Origin of the sequence: Pseudoalteromonas sp. PS1M3, from assembly GCF_016865405.1 — a bacterium.
Lineage (GTDB): Bacteria > Pseudomonadota > Gammaproteobacteria > Enterobacterales > Alteromonadaceae > Pseudoalteromonas > Pseudoalteromonas marina.
This window is the reverse complement of sequence record NZ_AP022624.1, coordinates 1,613,472-1,633,387: the sequence shown is the minus strand read 5'-3', so window position 1 is coordinate 1,633,387 and position 19,916 is coordinate 1,613,472. Positions and strand designations below refer to the sequence as shown.

General features: G+C 37.8%; 23 protein-coding genes, 1 tRNA gene and 1 pseudogene. 6 read left to right on the top strand and 19 right to left on the bottom strand.

The annotated features are described in order from the left end of the window. Positions 1-69 precede the first annotated feature (69 nt). The 3 genes from PS1M3_RS07495 (at position 70) to PS1M3_RS07485 (ending at position 2,339) form a co-directional block, all read left to right on the top strand. Positions 70-399, top strand: coding sequence for a heavy-metal-associated domain-containing protein (locus tag PS1M3_RS07495; protein WP_203987086.1), 330 nt, complete (start codon positions 70-72; stop codon positions 397-399). Positions 400-485: 86 nt separating this feature from the next. After that, the gene (merA, locus tag PS1M3_RS07490) at positions 486-1,931 is read left to right on the top strand and encodes a mercury(II) reductase (protein WP_203987084.1); all 1,446 of its coding nucleotides are present in this window, start codon (positions 486-488) and stop codon (positions 1,929-1,931) included. Between the two features lie 180 nt (positions 1,932-2,111). After that, on the top strand, positions 2,112-2,339 hold the full coding sequence (locus PS1M3_RS07485; protein WP_008131218.1) for a hypothetical protein: 228 nt from the start codon (positions 2,112-2,114) through the stop codon (positions 2,337-2,339). A gap of 208 nt (positions 2,340-2,547) precedes the next feature. Here PS1M3_RS07485 and PS1M3_RS07480 read toward each other — a convergent pair whose 3' ends face one another. The 7 genes from PS1M3_RS07480 to PS1M3_RS07450 all read right to left on the bottom strand — a co-directional run bounded on the left by PS1M3_RS07480 (position 2,548) and on the right by PS1M3_RS07450 (position 11,078). Continuing rightward, complete coding sequence (locus tag PS1M3_RS07480) at positions 2,548-5,748, bottom strand: efflux RND transporter permease subunit (protein ID WP_008131216.1); 3,201 nt, start codon at positions 5,746-5,748, stop codon at positions 2,548-2,550. An 11-nt stretch (positions 5,749-5,759) separates the two neighbouring features. Further along, complete coding sequence (locus tag PS1M3_RS07475; protein ID WP_138765490.1) at positions 5,760-7,016, bottom strand: efflux RND transporter periplasmic adaptor subunit; 1,257 nt, start codon at positions 7,014-7,016, stop codon at positions 5,760-5,762. A gap of 64 nt (positions 7,017-7,080) precedes the next feature. Continuing rightward, complete coding sequence (locus tag PS1M3_RS07470) at positions 7,081-8,298, bottom strand: TolC family protein (RefSeq protein WP_203987082.1); 1,218 nt, start codon at positions 8,296-8,298, stop codon at positions 7,081-7,083. Positions 8,299-8,381: 83 nt separating this feature from the next. Then, the gene (locus tag PS1M3_RS07465) at positions 8,382-8,741 is read right to left on the bottom strand and encodes a hypothetical protein (protein ID WP_239104484.1); all 360 of its coding nucleotides are present in this window, start codon (positions 8,739-8,741) and stop codon (positions 8,382-8,384) included. A 58-nt stretch (positions 8,742-8,799) separates the two neighbouring features. After that, positions 8,800-9,690 (bottom strand): cation diffusion facilitator family transporter, encoded by an 891-nt coding sequence (locus PS1M3_RS07460; protein WP_203987080.1) that lies wholly within the window; start codon positions 9,688-9,690, stop codon positions 8,800-8,802. After that, the gene (locus tag PS1M3_RS07455) at positions 9,677-10,408 is read right to left on the bottom strand and encodes a transglutaminase family protein (protein WP_203987078.1); all 732 of its coding nucleotides are present in this window, start codon (positions 10,406-10,408) and stop codon (positions 9,677-9,679) included. The genes PS1M3_RS07460 and PS1M3_RS07455 overlap by 14 nt, the downstream gene beginning before the upstream one ends. Before the next feature lie 10 nt (positions 10,409-10,418). Next, positions 10,419-11,078 carry a cation transporter gene (locus tag PS1M3_RS07450; protein WP_203987076.1) on the bottom strand — a complete coding sequence of 220 codons (660 nt, stop codon included), beginning with the start codon at positions 11,076-11,078 and terminating at the stop codon, positions 10,419-10,421. A 78-nt stretch (positions 11,079-11,156) separates the two neighbouring features. On the opposite strand from PS1M3_RS07450, the gene cadR reads away from it, so the two are divergent. Further along, positions 11,157-11,546 carry a Cd(II)/Pb(II)-responsive transcriptional regulator gene (cadR, locus tag PS1M3_RS07445; protein WP_203987073.1) on the top strand — a complete coding sequence of 130 codons (390 nt, stop codon included), beginning with the start codon at positions 11,157-11,159 and terminating at the stop codon, positions 11,544-11,546. Between the two features lie 64 nt (positions 11,547-11,610). Here the strand turns inward: cadR and PS1M3_RS07440 are convergent, their stop codons facing one another. The 6 genes from PS1M3_RS07440 to PS1M3_RS07415 form a co-directional block, all read right to left on the bottom strand. Then, on the bottom strand, positions 11,611-12,111 hold the full coding sequence (locus PS1M3_RS07440) for a hypothetical protein (RefSeq protein WP_008131204.1): 501 nt from the start codon (positions 12,109-12,111) through the stop codon (positions 11,611-11,613). Between the two features lie 7 nt (positions 12,112-12,118). Beyond that, positions 12,119-12,517, bottom strand: coding sequence for a hypothetical protein (locus PS1M3_RS07435; RefSeq protein ID WP_008131203.1), 399 nt, complete (start codon positions 12,515-12,517; stop codon positions 12,119-12,121). Positions 12,518-12,528: 11 nt separating this feature from the next. Then, on the bottom strand, positions 12,529-12,870 hold the full coding sequence (locus tag PS1M3_RS07430; RefSeq protein ID WP_138741174.1) for a hypothetical protein: 342 nt from the start codon (positions 12,868-12,870) through the stop codon (positions 12,529-12,531). After that, a complete protein-coding gene (locus PS1M3_RS07425) occupies positions 12,867-13,907 on the bottom strand; it encodes a hypothetical protein (RefSeq protein WP_203987069.1) in 1,041 nt (346 codons plus the stop codon). Before PS1M3_RS07425 ends, PS1M3_RS07430 begins: the two co-directional genes overlap by 4 nt. A gap of 223 nt (positions 13,908-14,130) precedes the next feature. Then, the gene (locus PS1M3_RS07420; protein ID WP_203987067.1) at positions 14,131-14,490 is read right to left on the bottom strand and encodes a hypothetical protein; all 360 of its coding nucleotides are present in this window, start codon (positions 14,488-14,490) and stop codon (positions 14,131-14,133) included. A 414-nt stretch (positions 14,491-14,904) separates the two neighbouring features. Beyond that, positions 14,905-15,552 carry a hypothetical protein gene (locus PS1M3_RS07415; protein WP_203987064.1) on the bottom strand — a complete coding sequence of 216 codons (648 nt, stop codon included), beginning with the start codon at positions 15,550-15,552 and terminating at the stop codon, positions 14,905-14,907. 111 nt (positions 15,553-15,663) lie between these two features. Between PS1M3_RS07415 and PS1M3_RS07410 the strand changes: the two genes are divergently transcribed. Together PS1M3_RS07410 and PS1M3_RS07405 are read left to right on the top strand one after the other, a co-directional pair. Next, a protein-coding gene (locus tag PS1M3_RS07410; RefSeq protein WP_086007400.1) for an IS3 family transposase occupies positions 15,664-16,844 on the top strand; the annotation gives its coding sequence in 2 pieces (ribosomal slippage) (positions 15,664-15,922 and positions 15,922-16,844; 1,182 coding nt in all). A 5-nt stretch (positions 16,845-16,849) separates the two neighbouring features. Continuing rightward, positions 16,850-17,131, top strand: a pseudogene (locus PS1M3_RS07405) (TonB-dependent receptor); the annotation flags it as partial. Positions 17,132-17,167: 36 nt separating this feature from the next. Here PS1M3_RS07405 and PS1M3_RS07400 read toward each other — a convergent pair. The 6 genes from PS1M3_RS07400 to PS1M3_RS07375 all read right to left on the bottom strand — a co-directional run bounded on the left by PS1M3_RS07400 (position 17,168) and on the right by PS1M3_RS07375 (position 19,903). Next, positions 17,168-17,371, bottom strand: coding sequence for a hypothetical protein (locus tag PS1M3_RS07400; RefSeq protein ID WP_203987062.1), 204 nt, complete (start codon positions 17,369-17,371; stop codon positions 17,168-17,170). A gap of 54 nt (positions 17,372-17,425) precedes the next feature. Next, on the bottom strand, positions 17,426-18,046 hold the full coding sequence (locus tag PS1M3_RS07395) for an FKBP-type peptidyl-prolyl cis-trans isomerase (protein WP_006794455.1): 621 nt from the start codon (positions 18,044-18,046) through the stop codon (positions 17,426-17,428). 69 nt (positions 18,047-18,115) lie between these two features. After that, positions 18,116-18,502, bottom strand: a complete 387-nt coding sequence (locus PS1M3_RS07390; protein ID WP_008132468.1) for a hypothetical protein — start codon at positions 18,500-18,502, stop codon at positions 18,116-18,118. 51 nt (positions 18,503-18,553) lie between these two features. Next, positions 18,554-18,644, bottom strand: a tRNA-Ser gene (locus PS1M3_RS07385). Between the two features lie 126 nt (positions 18,645-18,770). After that, a complete protein-coding gene (locus tag PS1M3_RS07380) occupies positions 18,771-19,148 on the bottom strand; it encodes a hypothetical protein (RefSeq protein WP_006794457.1) in 378 nt (125 codons plus the stop codon). A 206-nt stretch (positions 19,149-19,354) separates the two neighbouring features. Next, positions 19,355-19,903 (bottom strand): NAD(P)H nitroreductase, encoded by a 549-nt coding sequence (locus tag PS1M3_RS07375; RefSeq protein WP_006794458.1) that lies wholly within the window; start codon positions 19,901-19,903, stop codon positions 19,355-19,357. Between the last annotated feature and the right edge of the window lie 13 nt (positions 19,904-19,916).

Here is a 19,916-nt window from a genome sequence, read left to right as displayed (position 1 = left end):
ACTGACTGATGAGAATACGATTTAACAAATCCAGTTAATTTTAAACAGATATTAAAAAGAGGCACAACAATGAAAAAACTAGTTAACGTTTCAATACTATTAAGCTCAATATTTATGTTTGGCAACACGCTAGCCATGCAACATTCTGAAGTAACCAGTAATGTTGCTACTCAAGAGGTAACTACTAAAGTTTTCTCGATTGAGAAAATGACCTGCAAGATGTGTCATATAACTGTGCGTAAGGCGATGGAGAAAGTAGATGGCGTTGTAAAAGCTACAGTTGATTATGATGCAAAAACAGCAACAGTTTTATTTGATCCGAACAAGACCAGCATTGAAACGATTGCATTAGCGTCTACAAATATTGGCTACCCAGCAAAAGTAAGAACTACCAAGTAAGATTTGGCATAAGACTGCTTGTTAATACATTTAGCCAAAACAAAGGCACTGAATTTCAATAGCAGTAAAAAAATTAAGGAATTATTATGTCTTCGGATCAATGCTCAACAAGTTGTTGCTCTAAGAGTGAAAGCGACCAGCTACATGTTGCAATTATTGGTAGCGGCTCTGGTGCCTTTGCTTGTGCGATAAAAGCCGCAGAAAATGGTGCTAGAGTCACAATTATTGAAGGATCAGATGTTATTGGCGGCTGCTGTGTCAACGTAGGATGCGTTCCATCAAAAATTTTAATTCGTGCTGCACAATTAGCGCACCAACAACGAAGAAACCCTTTTGATGGGCTTGAGAATAATAATCCTCAAATAAGCCGTGCTCTGCTAGCCCATCAACAAAAGTCTCGTGTTGAAGAGCTACGCGAAGCTAAATATGAAAGTATTCTAAAGAAAAACTCGGCATTATCTTTGATTAAAGGCTATGCAAGTTTTAAAAACGAAAATACATTGACCATCCAAAAATCAGATGGCTCTAATGAAGAACTACTTGCCGATCGGATATTGATAGCCACTGGCTCAACTCCGTCAATTCCGCCAATTAAGGGATTGGAAGATACCCCTTACTGGACATCAACAGAAGCACTATTTGAACAAGAGTTACCCGAAAGCTTAATAGTCATCGGTTCTTCAGTTGTTGCGCTAGAAATAGCTCAAGCCTATGCTCGTTTAGGGACCTGTGTAACTGTATTAGCACGACATACATTATTGTATTCAGAAGATCCGCTATTAGGTGAAAAGCTTAAAGAGTGCTTTGAAAATGAAGGTATCAAAATCCTAGATAATACGCAGGCTAATAATGTAAGCCATGATGGAAGTCTATTCTCATTAGGTACTAATGAGGGAACATTAACAGCCAGAAAATTACTAATATCCACAGGTCGCTTTGCTAATACAGGTAAACTTGGCTTGGACAGTATTGGTGTTGAAACAGAAATGAATGGAGCGATCAAAGTCAATAAACGCATGGAGACATCAATAGCGAATATCTATGCAGCAGGTGATTGCTCTAACATGCCTCAATTTGTTTATGTAGCAGCGGCAGCAGGAAGTAGAGCAGGAATAAATATGACAGGTGGTGATGCTATACTTGATTTATCTACCATGCCTGCTGTGATTTTCACTGACCCACAAGTTGCAACTGTAGGTTTATCAGAAGAGCAAGCTATATCTAAAGGGCTTGATGTTATTAGTCGAGTTTTGGATATGGAAAACGTGCCAAGGGCATTAGCTAACTTTGAAACTGATGGCTTTATTAAGTTAGTTGCTGAGAGTAAAAGTGAGCGTATTATTGGGGCACAGATATTAGCGCATGAAGGTGGAGAGTTAATACAAAGTGCTGCATTAGCTATTAGCAATCGAATGACCGTTACAGATTTGGCAAACCAATTGTTTCCATACCTAACTATGGTTGAAGGGTTAAAGCTGTGTGCTCAAACCTTTAATAAAGATGTATCTGAGCTTTCATGCTGTGCTGGTTAATCAAAACAATATGGAAGAAGTTCGCCCTCTACTATTACCTAATATACACAAATAATGAGCTTAAAGCTGAAGTGCCCATTAAAAGCTTGTTCTTCCCTGATCACAAGTGTTGTTATCTCATACAGAAAATGGCGATTTCCCAAACTAGGTACTTTAATTGGACACTAGGGGAAATGCGTAATGTTGATTATGAACCCATTGACTATCAATACAGATATAGCGAATGTTAATTTCGCTAGTAGTGTTCTGCCGTTTTTAAATACCGTAACGAAATCAAATCTTAACGTACTTACTAGTGATTCGGTCAATATCTCTCGTTTTGGTATTGAACGCTTGCATAAAGATAATGGAGCAAAAACCACAAAAGATATCGAACAAACCTCTAACGAGGCTGTAAGTGTCACTTAAACTATTGGTCAAAATAAGTCAGCAAATAATTTAAATCACGCACAAGCTAAAGAGCTGAATAATAAAATAGCTTCTTTACTATAGCAGTTATTCAAACCATCTATTTTTCCTGCAAGACAATGACCCATCTCTTACCACGTAACATTATAAAATTATTCCGCATCAGCTACGTACCTAATACGGAATAATCTAAGTTAGGCTATCTTAGTTAACGAGACAACTCCTCAATTTTTTTCCTTGAAAACCAGCGATATAAAACAGGTAATACAAACAGTGTTAACAGCGTGGCCGTTACCAAGCCACCTACAATAACACTGGCAAGTGGGCGCTGGATTTCAGCACCTACACCATTTGACATTAGCATTGGGATTAATCCTAATGCAGATGTAATTGCTGTCATAAGTACAGGTCTTAATCTTGACGTTGCTCCTTCAAAAACTGCCTTGGAAGCCTCTAAACCATCTTTTATTCGTTGGTTGATGCTTTCTACCATTACAACACCATTTAATACCGCTACACCGAATAACGTAATAAAACCAACGGAGCTAGGCACTGACAAATACTGATCTGTTAGATACAAAGAAAATACACCACCAATAACGGCAAGTGGCACATTCACTAAAATCAGCATAGCTTGACCAACAGAGCCAAAAGCAAAGTAAAGTAACAATGCAATTAGCGCTAAAGATAGAGGTACTACGATAGCTAGTCTGTTTTGAGCACGCTGCTGGCTTTCGAATTGGCCACCTATTGCTACCGAGTAGCCTGAAGGTAGGTCAACTTTCTCAGCAATAACTTTTCTGATGTCGGCTACTACACTGCCCATATCTCTATTCTGAACGTTTGCTTGAATAACGACACGCCTTTGAACATCATCGCGCCTTACTTGAGGAGGACCTGATTCAAATGAAACAGTTGCAACATCACCTAAGCGTACCCAGGCGCCTGTTGGTGACTGAATTCGAATATCTGAAATAGCTTCCTTATTTTGTCGGTACTCTTCTTCAATACGCACGTAAATATCATAACGTTCATTGCCTTTGATGATTTGTCCAGCTTCAACCCCTCCAATACCATCTCGCACAACTTCCATTATATCAACTACTGAAAGTCCAAAGCGCGATAGCTCTTGCCTATTAGGTTTTACGACAAGTTGCGCTTCACCTGCAATTTGCTCAAGAGCAACATCTCTTGCACCATCAACACTCTTTATAGCCGCTTCGATCTCTTGTCCTTTAGCTGCTAAAACGTCTAACTCAGGGCCAAATAACTTTATCGCCAACTGAGCTTTTACGCCAGATAGTAACTCATCAACACGAGTCGCAATAGGTTGAGAAAAGTTTAGTAGTAAGCCAGGAAACTCCTCTAAAGATCTCTCCATTTTCCCTTGAAGTTCATATCGATTAGATGCACTGGTCCACTCAGAAACAGGCTTCAACCCTATGTAAATTTCTATGTTATTCACAGGCTCTGGATCTCCACCTATTTCGGCTCGACCAATTCGGCTTAATGCATAGGTTACTTCAGGAAAAGCCATTAGTTTTTCTTCTAGAATTGGTGCCACAGTGAGCGCGGTATCTAAACTGGAAGAAGGTGCCAGCGTTGCTCTTAAGTTTATCGTCCCTTCTTCTAACTCAGGTACAAATTCAGTACCAATTAATGGAACTAATGCAAAGGCAGAGAAAACTAATATAAGTGCGGCTGAAATGACTAACTTGGTGCGTTTTAGTGCGAATGTAAGCCCTTTTCTGTAGAGTTTATCTAATGGTTTAAGAACAAAGCTTTCCCTCTCTTTCACACCAGATTTAAATAGATAAGTTGCCAGTGCTGGCACGATAAACAACGCAACCACAATCGCAGATACAACGGCTAAGATGATGCTTATTGCCATAGGTTGGAATAACTTTGCTTCAACCCCTTCAAAGCTGAACAATGGCGCAAATACGACTAAAATAATCGAGGCAGCAAAAAATACCGGACGAGCCACTTCTTTACCTGCATTTTGCAGACGTAATTTAATGCCGTGCTCATCGTGTTCTACATCGTGCGGATCTGCGTCAGAAGTTGGAACACGTTCCTTTACCGATTTCGAATGTGTCGCGTCAGGTCTATTTAAATGTTTAAACATATTTTCAACCATAACCACTGAGCCATCTACAAGCATACCAATAGCGACCGCTATGCCACCCAGTGACATAAGGTTTGCAGAAATGCCCCACCAAGCCATGATCATTAACGCGATACCAATTGAAATTGGAATAGATATTAATACCAAGAAGGTTGCACGTAAATTCATTAAAAATAGTGCTAATACAATACAGATGAAAATAAATGCTAGTAATAGTGCATCAACCACTGTATTTACCGCTTTTTCAATCAAATCAGCCTGATCATAAAAAGGCTCAAAGCGAACACCTTTTGGCAATGCTTGATTAATTAATGGAATTCTTGCATTGATACCATCAATGGTGGCTTTAGTATTTGAACCCATGCGTTTTAAGACAATGCCAGAGACAACTTCGCCTAAATTTTCGACTTTACCGTCTTCGGTTTTGCGCGTCATGGTGACAGCACCTTGACGAATTTCACTGCCCATTTCAACTTTAGCAATATCTGAAACCGTAACAACCGTACCATCTACTGTTTTAACGGGAACTTGTTTGATATTACTGATGCCAGCCTCACCACTCTCAAACCAGCCTGTGCCTCTAATCACAAGCTGCTCTTGCCCACGGTTCATGTACCATCCGCCAACATTCGCATTGTTGTTATCTAGGGCACCAACAACGTCTTCTTGCGTTAGTTCATATGCTAAGAGCTTAGATGGATCGACATTGACTTGGTATTGCCTAACATTACCACCAAAAGATAATACATCAGTGACTCCATCGACAGGCATAACGAGTAACTTAACAATCCAATCGTTAAGGCTTCGAAGCGCCATAGCATCATAACCTGCACCTTTATCTGAAATAAGAAGATACTGAAATACTTGGCCCAGCCCAGAGGTGTTTGGTCCCATTTCGGGTGTGCCGACACCTTCTGGTATCAGTTCTTTTGCGGCTTGAAGACGCTCAAATACGAGTTGTCTTGCAAAGTAAATGTCGGTGCCTTCTTTGAAAACAACCGTAACGCCAGACAAGCCTGTTTTAGAAATTGAGCGCACTTGTTCTACATCAGGTAGGGCATACATTACCGCTTCAATGGGGTACGTAATGAGTTGTTCAACTTCTTCAGCAGCCAGTCCTGGCGCTTCAGTATTTACAGCAACTTGAACATTAGTAACATCAGGAAAGGCATCCAAATTTAATTTTGGGATCACCATAACTGCACCAACCATAGTGGCAAACAGCGCAATCAAAATCAGGAGTCTATTATTAACAGACCAATCTATTATTTTATTAAACATAGTCTTGCTCCCTAGTGGTTGTGCGGATCAAATCCGCCTTTAGCGATTTCAGACGCAACAAAAAATGCGCCTTTAGTTACAATTCGCGTTCCACTATCAAGGCCAATGATTTCTCTAAAACCACCTAAGGCTCGGCCTAGTTCTATTTCTACAGCTTTAAATTCTCCAGGGTGGTCTTCGACAAATACTGTCCAATCACCATCTGCGCTGCGGATCAATGCTTCTTCTGGCACAGCCATCACTTTCTGCTTTGTGGCAAACTGAAAGTAAACTTTTACAAACATGCCTGAATGAAGATTATCATCCGAATTATCTACTCCTAACCTAATAATTCGAGTACGAGTAATAGGGTCAATTGTATGGGCTTCTTGGATAACTTTGGCATTGTAACTCTGGCCTTCTAATTTAAGTACCGCAGGAGAGTCAATTGATAAATTCAGCTTTTTATTTGGAGAAACTTTTGCTTCAACCCATAGTTGTTTTTCATCTGCTAACAACATTACTGAATCCCCAGCATCAACACGTTGCCCTTGGATAAAGTCGTCTTGAAGCACGACACCTTCACGGTGCGCCGTTAATGCATATTGTCCAAATGCTTTAATGTCTTTGTTAGAAATACCATTTATTGCTTTTTCAGTTAACCCTAAAGCAATGAGCTTGCCATAGCTCGCATTGTATGTTGTTTCAGCTTGTAATAATCGACTTTCACTCACCGTCTTATTACCCAGCTTTTTTACACGTTGCCATTCGGTTGAAGCGATTAAATAGTCAGCTTGTGCTTGTGCCATTGCTTCACTAAATAATGTAACTAACTTCTGACCTATTTCTACATACTCGCCAAGCGCTGCATGGCGACTGATAATGACTGACTCTGTACGTGGTGATACCACATAACTTTTATAGCCATTAGCTTTTATTTCGCCAGGTGCATATACGGAGCTAAATTGATATTCAGGCTTAACACTTTCCACTTTAATGTTAGCAAGCGACATCTTCTTTGGATCAATAGTGATACCTTCTTCATGTTCTTCTTCTCCCTCTCTATTACCACCTTCATGGCCGTGCTCGTCATGGTCACCTTTATCTTCTTCATGTCCCTTTTCGTGTTCATGCTCATCTTGATGTTCTTTTTCTTCTTGTTTCGAAACGTTTGTGACAGAACCAGTTCCATCTGACGACTGTGCAAAAGCGTCATGATTTGTAGTAAACCCAACTAACAGGCTGCTAATTACTACGGCTAATAATTTTTTACTAAATATTGTATTCATTTTTTTAACCTATATTTTTGATAAATTTAAGATTTCGTTTTTCGCTACTGAAAAAATAAAGCGTTCAAATCTCAAATTTTGATAACTGACCCATACTTAAAACGAAGGATATTTCTGCAAGCTTGAATTGATTTTCCAAACGTATTCCTGCATGAAGCCCTTCCGCGCGTTGATTTAATGCAAGTAGGTAGTCAGACGTATTAATGTCACCAGCTTCCCAGCGCTTATTTAATAAATTCGCACTGCTATCTAATCTGCCTTGTGTGAGTTTTCGCCATTGCTCATAGTATTTTTTACTGATATTAAGCGATTCATATTTAGCTTTTGCTTCAAAAGACTGCTTTCGATATACCGATCGAAAGTTAGCTTCTGCTGCAATGGCTTCTGAATAAGCGGCTTTAACCGTATCTGAATAGTTATTCCTGATGTTTAAAGGAATTGATAAAGTCACACCAACCAAGTCTTCATCTCCATTTTTCCCTGCGCTAACGCCAATGGTTGGATTAGCTTTAGATTCCATAGTGGTTAGTTGAGCTTTAGATTGTTTTATCTTCCATTGCGCTCTAGCGAGTTTAACTTTTGGATGTTCCTCAACCCACTGAGAGTTAAATGAATAGTTTGTTGCTCCAAAAGTAAATGAAAACAAATTGGTAGTATTAGGCGTCCAATCAGGCAATAACTCCTGAACATTTACCTCTGCATTTTTCAAAGCAATTTGCGACTCAGATATTTCACTGAAAATTTGGGACAAGTTTAAATAGACCAATTCAGCGTCAAGTGGCTCTAAAAGTCCGGCTTTTCGCTTATCTTCAACAATGCCAAAGAGCGTTTGCAATTGCTCTTCTCTTTCTGAAAGTAACTGAGCAGCTTCTTTTGCTGCTTGCCAATTAACTAATGCAGTTAAAGCGTTAGCCTTTTTAGAATCGAGTAAAGATAACAATTGTTGCTGGTTTACATAGACATCAATTTCACCAATGCTTTTATTTGCTGATTGCTTATCCCAGAAATCAATTGTTTGGCTGATACCAATGGAGTAATTATCAAAATCACCTTCTTTTTCATAACTAGCTTCTAGCTCTGGGTTATAAACGGCTTGAGTTAAACCTTTGGCTCTATGACTACTTGCATTAAGTAACTCTTTAGCCGCAACAACTTCGGGATCTTTATTTATTTGACTATCTAGCCATGAAATACTTTTCTGTTTGGCATAAGTGGCAACTGAAAAACTCACAGCCATACATAAAGACAGGACTAAACCTACATTTTTTAAATATATATACATAAAAATTCTTAATTTTAAAATTAATAAACACGAAACCTTTATCCATTATTAAAGGATAAATAGGTCATTAAAAATTAATCTAATTAAGAAATAGGCGGACGAAGTATCGCTTCAAGAAAGGTACTTGTTTGATCAATTTGATAAGGCGTTTTATTGATAATGTTTAGTTTGCCCGTGGTATTTGAATTACTGACTAAAATCCAAGATAAGTGGCTGCCACTGCAATGACCGCAGTGATGACAATCTTTTTCATTATGCTGCTCATCACCTACATTATCATTTGAGACATTTCGGTCATCGGCATGATCATGTTGAGTTTGAAGGTGCTCTATATCTATTTGGTGATTCTCAGATGTTGAGGATGCTACAGCAGTTAACGATTGTAAAACAATCGAAATAACCAAGAGCATTTTTAGTACAACATTTAGATTCAAAATATACACCTATAAAAACTTGAGTAATCAATATAACAGAGCAAAGCTTTATCGACCAGCCATTTACCTAATTTTCATTCTCATCACGACAAGTTTCTTGAGGAAACTCAAACTCTATCGTCGTATGCGATAAATGATAGGAAGATAATTTAGCTGCAACGTCATGTTTAAGCCTAATTAAGTCCTCAACTTCAAAGTCATCTTTTAGCTCAAGATGCGCTGTTAAAACATGACTTTCACCATCCAGTGACCAAAAGTGCATATGGTGGATACCGTTAACTTCGGGAAATTCAATTAGTGCTTGTTTAATACGATCTTGAGTATCTTTATCGGGTGCGGCTTGTAGAAACAAGACGAGTGTTGATTTCAGGTTTCTAAAGACATTAAACAAGATGAATAACGTAAAACCAATCGACAAAAGTGGATCTAATATTGGTAACTCTATGAACATCAAAACTATTGAGACAATAAGTACAGCAACCCAGCCAAGAACATCTTCAAGAAGGTGCCATGTCAGCACTTTTTCATTAAGTGTTTCACCCGCTTTTAATTTGAAAACCGCATAACCATTTACTGCAACACCGAGTATGGCCAGCCCTAACATCCCCTCGACCACTGGCATTTCTGGATTGGACAGCCTTGGTATGGCTTCAAATAAAACCCAAATTGAGCCAATAACCAAAACAATACCATTTACCAGTGCGCCAAAGAGTGTAAGTCTACGATAGCCATAACTAAACTTATCTGACGCTTCTTTCTCTGAAAAACGACTTAATATCCAAGCAAAGCCTATAGATAGACTATCCCCTAAGTCATGCACTGCATCAGCCATAATAGCTGTACTGTTGGTAAGCCACCCACCAATAAATTCGATGATCGTGAATGTAACATTCAGAAAAAACGCCCATCCAATGCGGTCGTCTTTTCCATGATGGTGACTGTGGCTATGATTGTGCATTTTGCACCTCTAGTACTTTTTGTTTTCTTAGCTTTGATACATTCATATTTATCAAATGACGGATCACATGTTGATATAACCATCGTTTTACTCCAGATAAATTTGTGCCTTTTTCTCTATAGAATTCATCAGGGGAATCATAAAGCCCAAAGTCATCATGAATTCCTTCTTTTTGAATATAGGTATCTGTTCCTCGCCAATCCGTATCAGGTGAAGAGAAGCACTTTGTTGCGACTCCATAACCACAAAAATCATCTTTTTCTTGGTTAAACTTCTGCTGTAGTGAGGTTAAGTATTGGCTATCTAATATAAAGCCCTCTAAGTTAATCCAACGCCCATCGAAATAAACTTCAACCCAGCTATGGATAATATATTTAGGTGCTAGCCAAAATACATAGCTGGGTATGGCACCTTTTTGCAATTGCTGATCGATGGTGAAACCGTGAAATCGACATTGAATGCCTAACCCTCTCAACAAGGCCATCAGCAAGTTGCCTTTGGTATTACATTGGCCGTAACCATCAGCTAAAACACTGCTTGCTGAAATATCATCGCTTTCATTGTAGCCAAATATCATTTCATCTTTAACGAATTGGTAGGCTGCACCAATTTTGTTGAAGTCATCAAGTTCTTGCCATTTACGCTCAGTAATTAATGATTGAATTGCAGAGTGTTCAAAATTAACTATCTTAGTATTTTCTATATATTTCTTATTCATAGCATTTCCCTTACTTGGAGCAACAAGAGGTCGATTGTTTATCTTCACTTGGTGTATCGCATGGTTTTTCAGCAGCGGCTAACTCTTGTTTAGCATCACTTAATATTCGGTAAGCACCTCGAAGAATCAAAATCGAAATGATGCTACCAATAACGATGTCAGGCCAACGTTGTTCAAGCATCATCACTAGTACTCCAGCGGTAACGACACCAAGATTTGCAATCACATCATTAGCTGAAAATATCCAACTGGCCCTCATATGCACCTCACCATTGCTGTGCTTACGAATAAGGATAAGACAAATCACATTTGCGACTAACGCAACCATGCCTACGCCAATCATAAACCAAGATTGAGGCTCACTTTCACCATATAGCCTTCTAGTAATATCCAACAGGATTAACATACCTAATCCCAGTTGGAAATACCCACTCACTAAGGCAGCATTAGCCTTATGTTGGATTGACTTTCCCACCGCGTATAGCGCAATTGCATAGACTATTGCATCCGCTAGCATATCTAACGAATCTGCAATTAATGCCGTTGATTCTGACAACCAACCAAAGCCTATTTCAAAAACAAACATCGTGGCATTGATAGCTAAAAGCCAATAAAGCACCGTTTTTTGCTGGTTATCTTTTAGTTCAACTTCACATCCACAACCGCTCATTTTTTATCTCCGATTAACTTGTATGCTTTAACTATAAAACCTATAGTAACTATATAGTCAAGTTTATTGGGAAATATTATGAAAATAGGTGAGTTATCGAAATCCTCTGGCTGTTCGGTACAGACCATTCGATATTATGAGAGGGAAGGATTGCTTTCAGATCCTGAGCGCTCTGAAGGTAATTTCAGATTGTATTCTGATAAGGCACTTAAAGAGCTGGAATTCGTAAAGCACTGCCGAAGCCTTGATATATCACTCAATGATACTAAACGCCTATTAGAGTTAAAAAATAAGCCAGAAGAAAGCTGCTCTAGCGTTAATGCATTAATTGATCAGCAACTCGCATTAGTGAATAAGCGTATGAAAGAATTAAGAGCGCTTAAAGCAGAGTTACAACAGATGGCAAGTGCTTGTGGCTCAAACAATACTATTGAAGCATGTGGGATCATTAAGTCACTAGATAGTTAATCTTTTTAAGGCTATGCAAGCAGAATATAAATCGTTAATACCTACTACTGTTAACACCACTTTGTTAAGATTTACCAACAGTAATTGCACGCTCCGACATAAAATCATCTGATGCAGCATAAACTGTTCCAAAATATGAATCCCAGCTTTTCCCTTCAAAAGCAGTAATCAAGTCAACTAGTTGATGAAACTCACCTCCAGATTCTGAAAGGTGTTGAGCATCCCACAGTTTATCAAGCCGCTTTAACGCAGACGTTAACTCTTCCTGATTACTTATTTTGTTTGCTGACAAAATATCTTTTACATCAATTCGTGAACAACTATCATGCTTTTCTTCATTAGGCTCAATAACAGTTAAACTATCACCGCACATATCAGCAAAGCACTTCTGGCAGAGATCAATACTGATTTGATTGCCATCACCGTGAATACTTCCATAGCCACATTTATGATCAATACTTATAAACTCATGAAATTCGTAGTCATCTTGAGTTGCTTGTTCGCCACAACCATCACAAGTAAGTTTAGAGATCACTTTAACAACTTCATCTTCAAAATTTTTCATGATTACTCTAAATTTTTTGTTGGCTCTTTAATAGCGTTAACTCTTCAGGGTTCTTGTTTATAGACAATAAAACAAGGCTATGCTCGCTTAATAAAATGCATCGTTTTAACGGATGATGATCATCATCTAACCGCCTCAATATTGAGTTTAGCTCGCGTTTAAGCTTAGCTGGCCTAAGCACCTTACAGCTTAAGTTGGCAATTTCTAGGCTGGAACTACCCAGGCTTTTGAATTCAATCAAATCACCGACTTCAAAATAGTCACTGAATTTATCTTTTGGCAGTGAAAATAATACACTGCTATCTGAATCATCTTCAAATGCAGTTGGGCACCTATTTACTTTGACTTCAAAATTTTCATTGAGATGATCGACTGAGGTTATTATTGCTCTATGCTTATTGTTCATTTGACCAATTCTCAATGTAATTTTTTTGCATCTTCACGCTCTAATTTCTCTCTTGCTTCAATTACTTCAGCAGGTGAAAGCAACAAATGTCTCATGACTACAAATTCAGATAATCTCAACTCAAAACTTTCGGGTTTATCATCAGTGACATAATAATTCTCACTTTTTGTAATAAATTCAAAATTATTTTGTGATTGAATTAGTGATGTTATTACCCTTTGCCCTTTCTCAAATAGATACGTTTGATCTGAATGAACAATACCGAATAACATTTCCCCAAGAAAAATTTTCTCATCATTATGGAAATCAAAAACACTCAATACTGTTGCTTCTTTTAAGAATGTTTTTATCATAACGCATTCACCAGCCAATCCACGTGAGCAAAAGGTCGCAAGATCATTAAGTAATAGGAGTTATTGAAAACAATTCGAAATTTACATGCATCTTTACGAGATAAAAGTGAATCATTAATCCATTGGTTTTTCGATGAATAGCACTTTTCACCGTCCTCGATTTTGTTCAGAAAAATGCACTCAAGAGTTAATCTTTCATTTCCTAAATTTAAAATAAACACCTGCTTTTCTTCAGTATCTTTTATCCGAATATTAATATTGGAGGCGTGTCCAATGTCAGTGATTGACAAATGCGGTGATAATGGGAAACCATATACCAGATAATTTTGATTATTTATTTTAAAATAAGAAGGATTGCGGTCAGGAGTATCTGATTCAAAATTTGATAAGCAGTCACAGCTATCACCTACCCATTTTATATGTTCATCTATTTTTATTCTTTCTTCGTTTGTTTTAGCAGTTGAGTCATCTGATTGTGTAAGATTCGTATGAAGTGAATGCTTTACGTTATCAACAGAGAACTCATCAAATGAAACTTTTGTTGCTAGAAAACGGAATGGTATTTCATTGATTAACAGATCAGTGCTTAAAACAGCTTGATGATCTTGCAATGATTCGAAAATTGGTTGCCACTTTAATTCGAGATGTTCGGTATCTATTATAAATTTTGACTCATTTTCGAGACCAAATAATTTATATAAATTTGAAATCAAATCAATATTAGAAATATTTATTACTGCCTTCGATTCTAGTCGAATCGCCATTTGTTCTATTTCTAAATGAAGATCTTCAATTAATTCTTTATCTTCCACTTCACATATCAATAGATATTTTAGCTTTTGAAATTCAGATAAAGCCCCAAAACTTGATGCATAATTAAATTCAGCTATTGAGTCGCATAAATCTTCAAAGTCTATATGTTGGTAGACACTTGTTGCTAATAAATCATAACCAAATGATTCAGGTAAATTTAGAGATTTTGCAAGAAGTTTAGCTTGGAGTTTTAACTTTAAGGTTAATGTGTCTGATGTGATCATTTAGTTATCCATAAATTAAAACAAACAACAGCCTACTAACGCCAGTTTGTTAATTATGAAAACCAAATTTTTACGGATGCTCTGCTTCATCGTTCATATTTAAATATCAGCTAAATATGTGTAGGCATAGGCTGTCCGTTCAGCCTTTTTTGCTAATATATATGAGAGTAAAACGATTGTAAATAGAACAGAATTATACATATCTGTATAATTTAAAAGGATTTTATTTTATTTTACTTTTAAAATCAGTTGGTTCAATACCGAAAATTTCAACAACGCTATTTTCGTTTATTTTTATTTTTTCAACCCTTTCATTAAAACGAGACAAAATATTATTCATATCAGTATTGAGAAATTTCAGAAGGAAGTCTTCTGCTTTAGGGTGTAAAGCCGCTAATATCAAATTTTTATTTTCAAAGGAGTCAGACTTCAGCAATGAAATTAACTGTCCATAACTATCACAGCCATAAACAACATAGGACAACATTTCTTGGGCTTGCCCAAGCGGAATAGATAATTTTTTCGAAAGCCTTTTTGCTTGCCTTTTAACATTGTTAAGCAAGTCTTCATTATTAAGCGACATGTTTTCACCAATACAAAAATACGCAACAAAAAGCCCACGCTCTTTTTGTCGAGTAAATTTTATTGGTACACATTCGCTACGCGAATTAACTAACTACTCAAAGTAAATCCATTTCGTCCGCTAATGTGGGAACTGGCCTCTTTGATACGGCCTTACTTCATATGATAACACATACAAAGTCATGCCTATTATTACACTAAATTTCACTTTTAGTAATATGAAAAACAGTTTGTAGTGCATTGTTCATGTCTTTCAAGTTATTTACTTATGAAGGGTCAATAGCAGCCAGTGAATATTAATATCAACTGGCTTCTGTACAAAAACAGGTAAATTTGGTTTTAAAATAGAAGTTTATTGAGCCTGTCTCAAGGGGTTTATTAATTCAAAAAAGGCCAGAGCAATAGGACCTAACTACTATAATAAATCCTTCAGGCTGTTGTACTGACGAGGGTTTAGCAATATAACTCCCGTTGATTTAGAAACCAAACGAACCATTTCATCATCCCCCTGAATTTCAAGCTCTTCGCTAGCATATTCCGGTAAATCAAATAACAAAACTCTTAAGGATTTCTTCTGTTCAGTAGTCAATACCCCTTGCGCTACAACCGTATTAGCATGATCAGATTCAAAACCATGTGATTTTATCGTATCGGTCAACGATACAACTTCTGTCCTTAGCGATTTACCATCAATTTCTTTTTGCACTTTCTCTAATAGATTATTTCGTTGTTCTAATTGGCTGATATACGCCTTCACTCCTATCGGCAATTCTGAAAGCTCATCCTCATCATCTTTGCGATCAACTTTAATCAAAGATTTGTAAAAGCCTATTAGAACTTTATATTTTTTACTGCTGTCGCTACCATTGCCAAATGCTCCTTTTCCTGGCGTTTTGAAATTTTCAACACAATAGTCACCAATTTCTTCATAAGTAAGCTTCTTATTATTGAGGAGCAAGGCTCGACAGGCTTTAGATACATTTGTTAAACCTTTCTTTAACCTTTTATCTTTAGCCTCTTCGATCATTTTTTCTGCTTCACTGTCTGCAAATAAAAAGTCCATTATTTCTTCTCCTCTATTTTTAATAAATCAGCTTTGTAGTGGTACAGTGATTTTGGCCACCCATTAAGAAAGAAATGTTATGCTAATAAGCATACAAATTTGGGTGAAAAAATGACGAAATTAAAACGCGCAACGTATTCTGCGGCAATCAAATTAGAAACAGCTCAGCTTGTAGTTGACCAAAGTTATACTCAAGAAGAAGCAGCCAAAGCGATGGGGGTGGGTAAATCAACCGTCAGTAAGTGGGTTACTCAATTAAAGCAAGAGCGGAGTGGCCAGACACCATCTGCTTCACCAATGACGCCCGAACAAATTGAAATCCGCGAACTTAAAAAGCAAATCCAACGCATTAAATTAGAAAAGGATATATTAAAAAAGGCTACCGCTCTCTTGATGTCCGACTCCCTGAACAATTCTCGTTAATTGAGAAACTAAATCAACGAGAGCGTTACCCAATTAGCGTGCTGTGTAACGTATTCAATGTGCATCGTAGCAGCTATAAATATTGGGCTATACGGGATACAACGCCGACGCCAGAGCAAATAAGGCTAGAAGCTGAAGTTAAAGCCATACATGCAATGAGCGGCGGCTCAGCTGGGGCGCGGACAATCGCGGCAATAGCAACGAACAATGATTTTGAATTGAGTCGTTATCGTGCTGCTAAGCTAATGGTTAAATTAAAGCTTGAAAGCTGCCAAGTACCTCAACATTCATATAAACGCGGTGGTAATGAGCACCTTGAAATTCCAAATCTGCTTGATAGACAATTTGATGTTGTTGAGCCAGATACCGTGTGGTGCGGTGATGTGACGTATATTTGGACAGGCAATCGCTGGGCCTATTTAGCGGTCGTTGTTGATTTGTTTGCACGTAAAGTCGTTGGTTGGGCAATGTCGTTGTCGCCAGATACTAACTTAACGCTAAAAGCGCTTGAACTCGCGTATGAAAGCAGAGGTAAGCCAAGTGGACTGATGTTTCATTCAGACCAAGGTAGTCATTATACAAGTTTAAAATATCGTCAACGTTTATGGCGCTATAAAATTACACAAAGTATGAGCAGGCGCGGAAATTGTTGGGATAATGCGCCAATGGAGCGATTTTTTAGAAGCTTTAAAACGGAGTGGATGCCAAAGGTTGGATACGAAAACTTTAAAGATGCTAAATATAGTGTGAGTGATTATATCAACGGGTATTACAACAACGTTAGGCCACATCATTATAATGCCGGTTTAGCGCCAAATGAATCTGAGGTTAGATACCAAGATTCTAAAGCTGTGGCCAAATTTTATTGACCACTACAAAGTTACAGTATGATTTAGGTAACCTACAACTAACGTTAACTGGCACACATTACTTCGATCAAAATGATATCACTGCGTTTGAAAGCCAAACGGATGGTTATACGTTATTTGATGCTCAAGCTAACTACCAATTAGGGTTAGGTGCTGTTGATGCTCAATTTTATATAAATGTTGATAACCTGACTGATGAGCTTGGGTTTGTTCATACCTCATTTATAAAAGATAAAGCCCCTCTTCCAGGTAGAAATATTCGCTTGGGTGTTCGCGGCTACTTTTAATCATTAAAAGCTATGCTTTGAGATTAAAGTGTTTAATTAATAACTCCCTTTTGAAACCGCATTTTTAAATGCGGTTTTTTTTAATGACTTGCTTTGTAATTGGCGTTTGGCGTTTGGCGTTTGGCGTTTGGCGTTTGGCGTTTGGCGTTTGGCGTTTGGCGTTTGGCGTTTGGCGTTAATCATTTTAAAAGTGACTATGCGTATTGCCTGACAATAATTAAAGGTAATTTTTATAGGCACAAAAAAACCGCGCTAATAATAAGCGCGGTTTTTTAACTAACTTAATAACGACTATTAAGAAAGGATTTCGTGTAGCTCAACATCAAATACAAGCGTTGAGAAAGGTGCAATTGCAGCACCTGCACCACGTTCACCATAAGCTAGCTCATGAGGAACGTAAATACGCCATTTAGTGCCTACTGGCATCATTTGTAAAGCTTCAGTCCAACCTTTGATCACGCCACCTACTGGGAATTCAGCTGGTTGACCGCGCTCGTAAGAGCTATCAAATACTGTACCGTTAATTAATGTACCGTGGTAATCAACACGTACTGTAGACTCAGCAGTTGGCTTTTCGCCTTCACCTGTTGCTAATACTTCATATTGAAGACCAGACTCAGTAACAGTGATTTCAGGACGTTTTGCGTTTTCTTCTAAGAATGCAATACCTTCAGCAGAAAGTACTTTTGACTCTTCTTCACGACGAGCTTGAATCTCTTCGTTAACTTTTTCAAATGCAGCTTGGATCTCTGGGATCTCAACTTGAAAAGCGCTACCTGCGTACGCATCTTTCATGCCTTCAAACACTGAATTTAGGTTTAAGCCTTCAAAAGGATTAGACTTAAGTTGCTCACCCATTTGTAAGCCAATACCGTAACTTGCTTTTTCAGCATCTGTAGTAAAATTATCTGACATAATGTGTTTTTCACGTTTTGTTAGTTAAAAGACATGAGTATGCTATCACAAAATAACGCACGTTTGGTGCTAGTTTTTATTGAGTTTTACCTTTAACAGACCAACAATAAAGCAACTAAGTATCAAACTGAATAAAAATCCGGCAAGCAATGAAAAAGTTAATAAACTATCGGTGCCGCCAATAATAATTGGTACAGCGACTAATCCAACTACACCAATAAAAACTGAGGCAACTAGGGGCCATTTTGTATCGTACTTAGTAATTAAGTGGGCCACTAAAATATTAAAACCTACACCATATGCAAACGCTGTAATTAATGGGTGTTCTGGTTGTGCATCGGCTGCCATTTTAATTAGTACGCTCATGCCGCTTTGGTAACAGTAACCAAACACGATCCATAAAAGAATGTGTTTTAAAAGCTGTGCACTCATAGGAATAGTTGCTTTGTCTGTCATTTATCAAACCCCAGATAGCAAAAAACCGCCATAAGGCGGTTTTTTAAATAATGGTGGAGAGATAGGGATTTGAACCCTAGATAGGCTACAAACCTATGCCGGTTTTCAAGACCGGTGCATTCGACCACTCTGCCATCTCTCCGTACGGCGCGAATAATATGGGTTATCGAGATATTTGTAAAGCTTTAAATGTAAAAAAATAAAATTTAATCTAGTAGCGTAAAAAAACTATCACTTATTCATTTTAAGATTTTAAAAATAGCGGTTACTAATAATACTGTTTAGGCCTACGCGCAATCCAAGAACACACTAAGCAAACCAACAAGCTCAATGAGAAAAAAGTAACCCCTTGAAAAATTAAATCAAAACGGTTTAAGTCGTCACTTGGCACAATGACAAACATAAAAGTAGGCAGAATACTCAACATAAGTACATAACAACACACTTTAAATGCACGTCCAAAATCAAATCGTTTAGATTGTTGCATCCACCAAGTAAGTAGTACCAATACACTGACGGCTGAACCGGCAATAAAAGGGGCAGCATTTGTACTCATTGCTACATATAACGTAACAAACGCACCTAAAAGCCCCCAAATTGACCAAGCGAGCCAGTTTTCTTTTTCACGTAAAAATAAATTTCCCATAATTTAAGTCTTCTTTATCGTTATTATTTTGAGACTCTCCATACATTATCAAAAAACAACCGATTAAAAAACAATCTGCAGAAGAATTATCAAGTTATTTAGCATCCATGCCCTTCTTGCAGTTTCTCACTGACAATAATAATCAGTGGTTAAAATTTACACTCAATTATAAGTGACCCTATATGTATGTAAAAGTTCACACTTATTTATAAATCCGTAAAATAAGTTTCCGGTTTATGTCTTGGAGATTTTTTACAATCGACGGCAGGTGTACCTATATACAAGTAACCCACAATTTCATCTAACTCGTTTAAATTAAGCGCTAGCTTAACCGCATTACTTTGTGCAAAATAACCCGTGCGCCAAATACCCCCTAACCCTTGTGCAAATGCGGCTTGTTGCATTGCAAGTACGCTACACCCTGCGCTTTGCACTTGCTCGATACGAGGAACTTTAGGATGTTGTTGATATTTAGCAATGGCAATGATGATCATTGGAGCACGAAGCGGTAATTCTTTAGCTCGGTTTATAACTTTATCTTCTTGTTGCTCTGCCACAGCACTCTCGTGGTAAATCGACCCTAACTTTTCACGCGCTTGCCCTTCAACAACAATAAATTGCCATGGCGCTATGCAACCATGATCGGGGACACGAAGTGCAGCTTGTTTAATAATATTAAGCTGCTCAATTGATGGGCCAGGCTCTGTTAGTTTTGAGTCGGATTGGCGAGTTAATAAAAGCTCAATAGCGTCCATAATTATTTCTCGA

Bases quoted from the DNA above. Each gene is read 5' to 3' on its own strand.
- PS1M3_RS07395 (WP_006794455.1), bottom strand. From the start codon at position 18,046: ATGTCAGATAATTTTACTACAGATGCTGAAAAAGCAAGTTACGGTATT.
- PS1M3_RS07470 (WP_203987082.1), bottom strand. From the start codon at position 8,298: ATGTATATATATTTAAAAAATGTAGGTTTAGTCCTGTCTTTATGTATG.
- PS1M3_RS07420 (WP_203987067.1), bottom strand. From the start codon at position 14,490: ATGTCGCTTAATAATGAAGACTTGCTTAACAATGTTAAAAGGCAAGCA.
- PS1M3_RS07480 (WP_008131216.1), bottom strand. From the start codon at position 5,748: ATGTTTAATAAAATAATAGATTGGTCTGTTAATAATAGACTCCTGATT.
- PS1M3_RS07380 (WP_006794457.1), bottom strand. From the start codon at position 19,148: ATGGGAAATTTATTTTTACGTGAAAAAGAAAACTGGCTCGCTTGGTCA.
- PS1M3_RS07455 (WP_203987078.1), bottom strand. From the start codon at position 10,408: ATGAATAAGAAATATATAGAAAATACTAAGATAGTTAATTTTGAACAC.
- PS1M3_RS07435 (WP_008131203.1), bottom strand. From the start codon at position 12,517: ATGAACAATAAGCATAGAGCAATAATAACCTCAGTCGATCATCTCAAT.
- PS1M3_RS07460 (WP_203987080.1), bottom strand. From the start codon at position 9,690: ATGCACAATCATAGCCACAGTCACCATCATGGAAAAGACGACCGCATT.
- PS1M3_RS07375 (WP_006794458.1), bottom strand. From the start codon at position 19,903: ATGGACGCTATTGAGCTTTTATTAACTCGCCAATCCGACTCAAAACTA.
- PS1M3_RS07495 (WP_203987086.1), top strand. From the start codon at position 70: ATGAAAAAACTAGTTAACGTTTCAATACTATTAAGCTCAATATTTATG.
- PS1M3_RS07390 (WP_008132468.1), bottom strand. From the start codon at position 18,502: ATGACAGACAAAGCAACTATTCCTATGAGTGCACAGCTTTTAAAACAC.
- merA (WP_203987084.1), top strand. From the start codon at position 486: ATGTCTTCGGATCAATGCTCAACAAGTTGTTGCTCTAAGAGTGAAAGC.
- PS1M3_RS07425 (WP_203987069.1), bottom strand. From the start codon at position 13,907: ATGATCACATCAGACACATTAACCTTAAAGTTAAAACTCCAAGCTAAA.
- PS1M3_RS07485 (WP_008131218.1), top strand. From the start codon at position 2,112: ATGTTGATTATGAACCCATTGACTATCAATACAGATATAGCGAATGTT.
- PS1M3_RS07450 (WP_203987076.1), bottom strand. From the start codon at position 11,078: ATGAGCGGTTGTGGATGTGAAGTTGAACTAAAAGATAACCAGCAAAAA.
- PS1M3_RS07475 (WP_138765490.1), bottom strand. From the start codon at position 7,016: ATGAATACAATATTTAGTAAAAAATTATTAGCCGTAGTAATTAGCAGC.
- PS1M3_RS07415 (WP_203987064.1), bottom strand. From the start codon at position 15,552: ATGGACTTTTTATTTGCAGACAGTGAAGCAGAAAAAATGATCGAAGAG.
- PS1M3_RS07440 (WP_008131204.1), bottom strand. From the start codon at position 12,111: ATGAAAAATTTTGAAGATGAAGTTGTTAAAGTGATCTCTAAACTTACT.
- PS1M3_RS07430 (WP_138741174.1), bottom strand. From the start codon at position 12,870: ATGATAAAAACATTCTTAAAAGAAGCAACAGTATTGAGTGTTTTTGAT.
- cadR (WP_203987073.1), top strand. From the start codon at position 11,157: ATGAAAATAGGTGAGTTATCGAAATCCTCTGGCTGTTCGGTACAGACC.